8 protein-coding genes are annotated in these 7058 nt (G+C 44.2%); 2 read left to right on the top strand and 6 right to left on the bottom strand.

Annotated elements, in window-relative coordinates; translation table 11 throughout:
• Positions 1 to 67: 67 nt before the first annotated feature.
• The 3 genes from CDG79_RS37825 to CDG79_RS37815 all read right to left on the bottom strand — a co-directional run bounded on the left by CDG79_RS37825 (position 68) and on the right by CDG79_RS37815 (position 3327).
• Entirely contained in the window at positions 68 to 772 is a 705-nt protein-coding gene (locus CDG79_RS37825) for a DevA family ABC transporter ATP-binding protein (protein ID WP_094346660.1), read from the bottom strand.
• 75 nt (positions 773 to 847) lie between these two features.
• Complete coding sequence (devC, locus tag CDG79_RS37820; protein ID WP_094346659.1) at positions 848 to 2023, bottom strand: ABC transporter permease DevC; 1176 nt, start codon at positions 2021 to 2023, stop codon at positions 848 to 850.
• Positions 2020 to 3327: an HlyD family efflux transporter periplasmic adaptor subunit gene (locus tag CDG79_RS37815; RefSeq protein WP_094346658.1), complete on the bottom strand. Its 1308-nt coding sequence runs from the start codon at positions 3325 to 3327 to the stop codon at positions 2020 to 2022. Before CDG79_RS37815 ends, devC begins: the two co-directional genes overlap by 4 nt.
• Before the next feature lie 219 nt (positions 3328 to 3546).
• Between CDG79_RS37815 and CDG79_RS37810 the strand changes: the two genes are divergently transcribed.
• On the top strand, positions 3547 to 4164 hold the full coding sequence (locus CDG79_RS37810; protein WP_094346657.1) for a TetR/AcrR family transcriptional regulator: 618 nt from the start codon (positions 3547 to 3549) through the stop codon (positions 4162 to 4164).
• 180 nt (positions 4165 to 4344) lie between these two features.
• On the opposite strand, the gene infC is transcribed toward CDG79_RS37810, so the two are convergent.
• Complete coding sequence (gene infC / locus CDG79_RS37805) at positions 4345 to 4812, bottom strand: translation initiation factor IF-3 (RefSeq protein WP_223278590.1); 468 nt, start codon at positions 4810 to 4812, stop codon at positions 4345 to 4347.
• 259 nt (positions 4813 to 5071) lie between these two features.
• Here infC and CDG79_RS37800 point away from each other — a divergent pair, with 259 nt between their 5' ends.
• A complete protein-coding gene (locus CDG79_RS37800) occupies positions 5072 to 6391 on the top strand; it encodes a DEAD/DEAH box helicase (protein ID WP_094346655.1) in 1320 nt (439 codons plus the stop codon).
• On the opposite strand, the gene CDG79_RS43115 is transcribed toward CDG79_RS37800, so the two are convergent.
• Together CDG79_RS43115 and CDG79_RS37795 are read right to left on the bottom strand one after the other, a co-directional pair.
• Positions 6375 to 6527, bottom strand: a complete 153-nt coding sequence (locus CDG79_RS43115; protein ID WP_189525271.1) for a hypothetical protein — start codon at positions 6525 to 6527, stop codon at positions 6375 to 6377. The two genes, CDG79_RS37800 and CDG79_RS43115, sit on opposite strands and share 17 nt — an antisense overlap.
• Positions 6528 to 6823: 296 nt before the next feature.
• Positions 6824 to 7058, bottom strand: a 235-nt coding sequence (locus CDG79_RS37795) for a GNAT family N-acetyltransferase (protein ID WP_143855710.1), incomplete at its 5' end; no start/stop codon positions are given.

Genomic DNA, 7058 nt, shown 5'->3' with positions numbered 1-7058 from the left:
ATGGGGAATGGTGTAGTTCAATTACTTGAAAAGCTTTGTAATAAAAAAATATCTTGGGGAGAATCAGCTAACCTGCTGTAACAACGGCACGATCGTTTACTAACTTACCATCTTCCATATAGACTATGCGATCGGCAATATCTAGAATGCGATTATCATGAGTCACTAAGAGAATGGTGCAATCCTGTTCTTTAGCAAGTTTTTGCATAAGGTTAACCACATCTCGTCCAGATTTACTATCAAGGGCGGCGGTGGGTTCATCCGCTAAGACAATTTTAGGACGACCGACCAACGCACGAGCGATCGCAACTCTTTGTTTTTGTCCCCCAGATAAATCATCAGGATAGTAATTCAGGCGTTCTCCTAATCCTACCTCCTCTAACATTTGGCTTGCTCGGATTTTCATTTCTGTCGGTGAAATATGATTATGCACTTCCAAGCCCATTCTGACGTTCTGGAGTGCTGTCAGGCTACCGTGCAAGTTGTGCGCTTGGAAAATATAACCGTTATTGCGTCGCACTTGGGTAAGTTGTGCTGTACTTGCACCACAAAGTTCTTGTCCCGATATCTGCAAGCTGCCAGATTGGGCAGAACGCAACCCACCTGATAAGGTGAGAAGTGTAGTTTTTCCAGAACCAGAAGGCCCAGTCATAATAATAATTTCGCCAGCGTTAATATCTAGGTTGATATCAAAGAGAACTTGCTTGCGAAGTTGACCATGACCAAAATAATGGTCGAGATTTTTAACAGAGATTACGGGTTGACTAATCATAAATAGCTCGATTACTCGTGATGACGAGCATTTTTCCTTTGCAAATGACCAATGACAAATAATAAATGACAATTTCTAAAACATATCTGCGGGGTCAGCAGACTGTAATTTACGGGTGGCGATCGCACCAGAAATAATACACATGAGCATAGTAAGCATTAGCACTGTGGTGGCTCGTGCTACGGTCATGTAAAGTGGCAAATTAGTCGCATTCCGAGTTAGAGAGTAAAGCGCTAAAGGTGCGATCGCTCCAGGAATAAAGCCCAAGACTGCCAAAATTATCGCCTCTTCAAACACCACACCCAATAAGTAGAGATTGTTATATCCCATTGCTTTGAAGGTGGCGTATTCTTTTAGATGAGAATTCACATCTGTAGAAAGAACCTGATAGACGATAATCACGCCTACCATAAACCCCATTGCTACACCCAGACTGAAGATAAACCCGATGGCTGTATTTTTTTTCCAATAATCTGTTTCAAATTCGATAAATTCGGCTTTGGTCAAGACTTTAACATCGTTACCCAGATGAGATTCTAAAGCTGCTTTCACCTGTTTGACATCATAGCCTGGTTGTATTTTAAGTAAACCAATACTGACACTACTAGCTTGTCGTCCGGGAAATAGCCGCAAGAAGTTCTGATCGCTGGTAATTAGGTTCCCATCAGCCCCAAAGGAAGCCCCGATTGAAAATAAGCCACTAATGGTAACTGTTCGCCGGTCAATTTCAGTCGTAACAGGTTTTCCTTGTTCAACTTGAGCGATCGCTTCTTTATAATCTCCTCTGGAAGCGCGATCGAAGAGGATGGTATCTGGCAGCTTTACAATATCTATCTGTCTGTTGACATCCGGTAAATTTAACGCTTGCTTTTCAGGATTGACCCCAATAACTAGGACAGATGTCTTTTGGCGTGTTTTCGGATTCTTCCAATCGATAAAGTTGATATACATGGGTTCAGCTGATTTCACCCCCTGTACATCCATTGCCTGATATAGCCGCCGTCGCGTAAAGGTGGATATATTTAACACGTTACGTCCTTGAGGACTAATTAGGAGAATGTCAGCTTGTATACTGTTAGGAAGCTTAGTATTACTTTCAAACAAGGCATTCTGAAATCCTAGCTGCATAAACATCAGAACATCAGCGAAAGCAATGCCTCCCAATGCTACCAAGAGACGGCTTTTTTCATGACTCAGTTGCAACCATCCTAGAGGGGTTCGCTGGCGCAGTTGTTGAATAAATCCAATCATAGTTCTATTACCGCCTTTACTTGCAAATTGGTAAACTTGGCAGCTTTGGCGCTAGATGCTTTATCTAGTCGGATATGAACTTCCACTACTCTGGCATCAATATTGCTAGAGGGATCGCTGTTGACCAGATTTTGTCGCTGTACCTGCATCGCCATCCAATCGACGGTTCCCTGTAATTCTCCAGGAAGGGAATCGCTAAGTACCTTTACCTGTTGCCCCGATCGCACTTTGTTAATATCACTTTGGTAAACTTCTGCCACTGCATACATCTGATCGGTTCGACCTAGTTCTACAATCCCGTCATTAGAAACAGTTTCTCCGGCTCGTGTATTAATCTTCAAAATTTGTCCGGCTTCGGGGGCGCGGATGTATGCTTGATCGACTTGCGCTCTAATTTTTTCCACCGTTGCTTGAGCGCTGTCTACCTCTGCTTGGGCGTTAGCAATATCTGTCGGACGGACTTCTGCCGTTTGGTTCAAGGTGGCTTTGGCTTCGTTAATCTGCTGTTGCAAACTGGCGAGAGTTTGGTTGCGGTTAGCTTTGGCTTCTTTAATCTGCTGTTCTAAAGTAGCGACAGTTCTTGTTTTGTTGGCTTGGTTTTCAATTACCTGCTGAGTCGAAGTTTCTGCACTCAAGCGTTTTTGATCGGCTTCTTGACTAGAAATTGCCCCTGCTTTGTATAAAGCGTCATAGCGTTGCACATCTACTTGAGCGTTCCGCTTTTCGGCTGCGACGCGATCTACTGTTGCTTGTAAGCTTTGTCTTTGTCCTTGCAAGTCTGCTTCTAGGCGATCGATTGTGGCTTGCTGAGTTTTGATATTTCCCTCTAGTTCGACTTGCAGACGGCTAACAGCAGCTTGCTTTGCGCCAATTTCTCCCTGTTTAGCTCCGGCTTTTACCTTGTCAACGTTGGATTTGGCAACTTGGACTTGTTTTTGGGCTTCAACTAAACTTGCTTGCAAGCGATCGCGACTGTCCATAATTGCAATTACCTGTCCACCCTTGACGCGATCGCCTTCTCTCACCAATAGTTTCTGAAGCAGACTTCCCTCGGTGGAAGAAGTTGCAGACAGTTTTATGACTTCTCCATTTGGTTCTAAGCGTCCCAATGCTGTGACTGTTTTGATCGCTGGTTGAACAGCTACGGGTGCTACTGGCTTTTCATTCGCTGTAGCCTGAAACTTTAGCACCGTATAAACACTAGCTCCACCTACGAGCAAAGATGTAATTATCGCTAGTGTAATCGGCGATCGCAAAAGATTTGGGGAAGACTTTAAATCTTCTAATTTCCAGTTCTGCACCATACTATCCACCTTTTATCGCTAGCAATTTACACTAAACTGTTCAGTTCAATTAATGCTAAACTAAACTGAGTAGTTTAGTCAAGAGCAGAAAGCTGAAATTCTCAATTTAATAACTTTGCCTTCAGTTATGCACCAGAATGCTTGTCACAACTGAGATTAATGGCGTAGGGTAAATCGCAGCATCTATTAAAATTGTTTATAAGAGAGGATGATTAATAAATGGTACGCATTAAAACTGACGAAGTAGATCGAGATCATTCCGTTGATAAAGTAGAGCAAATCCTGCAAGGGGCAATGCGGGAATTCCTGCAAAATGGCTATGCTGGTACAAGTATGGATCGGGTAGCAGTAGCGGCAAGTGTTTCTAAAGCGACAGTCTACAGCCACTTTCAAGATAAAGAGGGACTTTTTAAAGTCCTGATAGAGTCGTTGGCAAATCAGAAGTTTAACTCTCTCTTTGGCGGGGAACCTATGGAGGGAGAACCAAAAATCGTACTGCACCAATTAGGAACCAAATTATTGGAACAAATGAATAACGACCAGGAACACTGTGCATTTATGCGAGTGCTAATTGGGGAATCTGGTCGTTTTCCTGAATTAACTCAGATTTGTGTTCGGGCGATGATTAAACCAATGTTGGAAACGCTCAATCAATACTTTGCTGCTCACCCGGAACTGAATATTACTGACCCAGAGGCAACAGGGAGGATTTTTTTAGGTACATTAGTTGATTTTCATGTTACTCAAGATGTGATGCATGGGAGGGACATTATACCAATGGAAAGCGATCGCTTGATTAATGCGTTGACACACCTAATTACTAAACACGCTGATTGATTGGCTATGTCCCATTCTGAGCTTATGGAGTGCTGTTGCCTATCCTCCAGCTTTTTTCCTTTCTTAGGATTGAGCTAAAATCCCACGGCTTGATATGAAAACAAGCAATAGCAATGTTTTCACAGCCGTGGGAGTGTCAAAAGCTGGCACAAATACATCCTCCAGCGATCGCTAGATTAATTAGGCAGGAATGACTTGAACAATTAATGAGCGTTTATCCAGTGACTGGATTTTACCTACTTGACTGAGGTCTTTTGCAATTCTGTCTAGCAGTTCTCCCGCTTGGTCGCGATATTGATGTTCTCGGCCTCGTAAACGAATGGCAAACTTCACCGAGTCGCCTTTACTCAACCAACCAACTGCTTTTTCAATCCGTAAATTGTAATCAGCGATGCCCACATTTAGACCAAATCTAACTTCTTTTACCGTCGGTCTAGCACTCTGGCTCTGACGTTTTTTCTTTTGATACTGAAGCTTGCCATAATTGAGAATTTTGGCGATCGGAGCTTCTTTACCTTGGGAGACTACAACCAAGTCAAGCTCTAAGCTCTCGGCTAACTGTAGTGCCTCATTGGTGTCGATCAGACCACGATTATTATTCTCATGGTCAATCAAGAAGACACTAGGTGACTTGATTTGTGAATTAATCAGTTGCTTTTGGATTGCGATAACGAATTTCTCCTAATTGTTCAACACTTTAATATTCCAAGTAATGCTAATTTAACACAACACTGAATCAGAGCAACTTTAACCACACAATAGGCTACAATCTGTTAGAATGTGGAACTGCGGCACTCGCTCTTCAGTCTTTGCGCTATTGCCCATCCAGCTTTTCAATGCTTTTTTATCCGTCCGCCTAAGACTGACACCGCCATTGGTGACAGGCCGATGTTATTTTTGGAGTTTTATGGATTTTTCTACTCTCGGCTTGTCCAATGAAATTATCCGTGCGGTTACAGAGCGAGGATACACAGAACCTACGCCAATTCAGATACAAGCGATTCCTGCCGTCTTGTCGGGTAGCGATTTGCTAGCTGGGGCCCAAACTGGCACTGGAAAGACTGCTAGTTTTACCCTGCCGCTTCTACATCGGTTGTCGTCTGACAAGAGCAAAAGTACATCTAATGGATACCGACCGATCCGGGCGCTGATTCTCACCCCGACTCGTGAACTGGCTGCCCAAGTGGAAGAAAGCGTGCGCGAATACGGCAAATACTTACAGCTAAACTCGATGGTAATGTTTGGCGGAGTCGGTATTAATCTGCAAAAACAGCGTTTGAAGAATCGAGTCGATATCTTGGTCGCTACTCCAGGGCGACTGCTAGACCACGTACAGCAAGGCACGCTCAACCTCTCGCATATTGAAGTTTTGGTGCTAGATGAAGCAGACCGGATGCTGGACATGGGCTTTATTCATGATATCCGCCGCATCCTTGCACTTTTGCCCAAACAGCGACAAAATTTGCTATTCTTCGCTACCTTCTCAGACAAAATTAAAGCACTCGCCGCCGGACTGCTCAATAACCCGAAGATGATTGAGGTAGCACGCCGCAACGTTACTGCCGAGACGATCTCTCAAAAAATTTACCAAGTAGACCGCGATAAGAAACGCCAATTACTTGCTCACCTGATTCGGCGAGATAATTGGTATCAAGTGCTAGTGTTTACTCGTACTAAGTATGGCGCTGACCGTTTGGTTAAGCAGTTGGGCGAAGACCGCATACAAGCACTGGCAATCCACGGGAATAAAAGCCAGCCAGTGCGTACTAATGCGCTGGCAAAATTTAAGAATGGCAGTTTACAGGTATTGGTGGCGACAGACATTGCTGCTAGGGGTCTTGACATCAGCGAACTACCTCATGTAGTCAACTTTGATTTGCCCAATGTACCAGAAGATTATGTTCATCGCATTGGGCGCACTGGTCGGGCTGGCGCGTCAGGTGAAGCCGTATCGCTGGTGTCTGTTGATGAATACCCTTTATTAACAGATATCGAAAAACTGATTCAGCAACGTTTGCCAAGGGAAGTGGTGGCTGGCTTTGGCCCCAACCCTGATATTCAGCCCGAAGCAATCCCCAATGGACGGCAACACAGACCAAAATCTGGGGGTGACAAGCGTCCGGCTCGGACTCCTAAACCGTTACCACGGACATCAGCTAAACGTAAAGCAGCACCACCCGCAACCAATGGCGAGGCATCGCGCCGTTCTGCTAAACGCGATCGCTAATCTTCGTTAGCTGTCTAATAAACTTGGGCAAGTATAGTTCTGAGTTGCCACGAATAGATGAGTCAACCTTTTCATCCTTGAGGATGTTGGCGATGTCAGGGATATACTTGGTAGCCGCCTCTCCCAGGTTGCCCAATGTCGATGCCGCACTGCGACGAACAGATAAGTCAACCTTTTCATCCTTGAGGATGTTGGCAGCTTTCTGGGCAATTTCCTCCGGTTTTTTAGGCAGAATTTTTAAATCTTGCGGCTTATATTCAGCTAATTTTTCAAAAGCATATTGCTTGACTTTGGGGTAGCTGTCGTCAAGGGCTGCTACTATGCCGTCAATCTGCCACTGTTGCGGTTTGGGTTTGGGGGTTTCTTTGGCGCTTACCCAAGGTAGACAGAGGAAGAGAGTTAAGAGTAGCGTGAAAGACCATTAGGCATTGCTTAAGCTCGATCGCAATTATGATTTAAACGGATCATAATTTTTTCCGGCTCGGTCAAATTTTTAAAACCATAACGGCGATAAAGTCCATGAGCATCTTTTGTACCTAACATCCACCTTTGAACATCTTGCAATTCTGGATATTCCAAAATATATTCTATAAACCATTTTCCTAAACCCTGTCCTCGATAACCCGCATTTCTCACAAGCTTCAGGCGTTTGATAGAGCAGAGGGGC

The organism is Nostoc sp. 'Peltigera membranacea cyanobiont' 232, assembly GCF_002245985.1.
Classification (GTDB): Bacteria; Cyanobacteriota; Cyanobacteriia; order Cyanobacteriales; family Nostocaceae; genus Nostoc.
Note: the sequence above shows the minus strand (reverse complement) of the source record. Positions and strands in the feature narration are given on the sequence as shown.